General features: G+C 69.5%; 1 protein-coding gene. It reads right to left on the reverse strand.

The genetic code is table 11. The annotated features are described in order from the left end of the window. Positions 1-77: 77 nt before the first annotated feature. A complete protein-coding gene (locus AB0395_RS48325; RefSeq protein WP_366295139.1) occupies positions 78-1,481 on the reverse strand; it encodes an IS701 family transposase in 1,404 nt (467 codons plus the stop codon). Positions 1,482-1,556 lie beyond the last annotated feature (75 nt).

The raw sequence follows: 1,556 nt of genomic DNA on the forward strand, positions 1-1,556 counted from the left end.
TAGCGGTGCTCTGTTAAATCTGGACGTAGAGGTCGAGGGCATGCCCGGACCCGACCGCGGCGAGGAGACGCTGGAGTTCAGGCGGCGGGGGCGCGTTGGACCAGGCGCGCCAGTAGCGCTGGAGCCGTATCCAGGGGGTGAGCCAGCCGCGGACGTGGCGCAGCGCGAGAGGCCAGGAAGGATGCCGGTCCGTGCCTGGAGCTGATTTTCCCCCCGCCCTGGGCGGATTGCCCGCCGAGGCGACGTCCCTCGCCCGGTGGGGGCGAAGGTTCACCGCCCGGATCTCCTGAACCGTCGGGCGGGCCGCTACCGGCGAGCCAGGTGTGCCAGCAAAAACAGAACGCGGCCATCACCAGCGCCTGGTGGCGGCGGATCGCCAGGGAGGAGCGGACCTGGAAATCGGCCCAGCCGAGCTCGTCTTTGACCTGTTTGTAGCCCTGCTCGATCCAGGAGCGCAGCGCGTAGATCCGTATGACCGTCGCCAGGTCGGCCGGTGGGTGCGGGCAGCCGGCTGCGGCCGGGCTTGCGGGGCGCGGCAGGTTGGTGGTCAGATACCAGGTGCTTTGGTCCGGTAGCGTCGCCGGGTCGGTGGTGGCGATCACCAGCCGGTAGGGCTCATCGGGGCCCCACGGGCCGAGCCGGGCATCGGCCGCCCACCAGGTCTCGGTGTGCCCGTCGCGGAAACGGCGCGGCACGCGGGTCCAGTCGCACGGATGGTCTGGGCCGCGCCAGGTCAGGGCGCGGGCGGCGTCGATCGGGGTGTGAGCGGCCCAGGCGGGCGCCCACAGGCCCTTACGTCGCTTGAGCGCCAGCACATAGGCCAGTCCCAGTTCGCGCAGTTCGGCCCGGTAGTCGTCGTTGTCGCCGTAGGCGCAGTCAGCCACCACCGCGGTGAAGGCGATGCCGGCTTCCAGTGCTTTGGCCACCAGCCGGGCGGCGATGCGCGGTTTGGTGGCGAACGCCGGATCATTCGTGCCGCGCGGCAGGCGGCAGGCCGCCGTGTACGGTTGAGCGTGCAACGGCACATACAGCCGTTCATCGGCCCACAACGTGGTGACGGTGACGATACCGCTGTCGGTCTTGCCGAGCCGGCCCAGCCACTGGCGGGATACATGATCGGTGGCGTGGCCGTCCTTGCGGTCGCCACTGTCGTCGATCACCAGCACCCCGCCCGGGTGTGGTGCGGTCGCCGGGTCGGACCGCAGCAGGGCCAGCCGCCGGTCGTTGACCGCCTCGGGGTCCCACACCGATTCCGACAGGAAGTACTGCAGCCGCTGTACCGCCGGGTCGTTGATCCCGGTCATCGGTTCGGCCCCGGCCAGGCAGGTCAGTGTCTTGTTGCGCTCGCGCGGCAGCAGCAGCCCGGTCAGGTACTCGCGAAACCCGCGCCGCTGCCCCAGATGCGAGAACAGGTCATCGAAACACGCCGCATAGTTCTCCAGTGGGCCAGGAGCCGGCGGAACCTGCACACGAGCGGTCATCGCACACCCCCGAAGCGCTCGAATAGGCGTTAAATAGGTGATACCCGGCACGATGCTTGATCCAACAGAGCACCG

The organism is Streptosporangium sp. NPDC051023, assembly GCF_040689595.1.
Lineage (GTDB): Bacteria > Actinomycetota > Actinomycetes > Streptosporangiales > Streptosporangiaceae > Streptosporangium.

Bases quoted from the DNA above. Each gene is read 5' to 3' on its own strand.
- AB0395_RS48325 (WP_366295139.1), bottom strand. From the start codon at position 1,481: ATGACCGCTCGTGTGCAGGTTCCGCCGGCTCCTGGCCCACTGGAGAAC.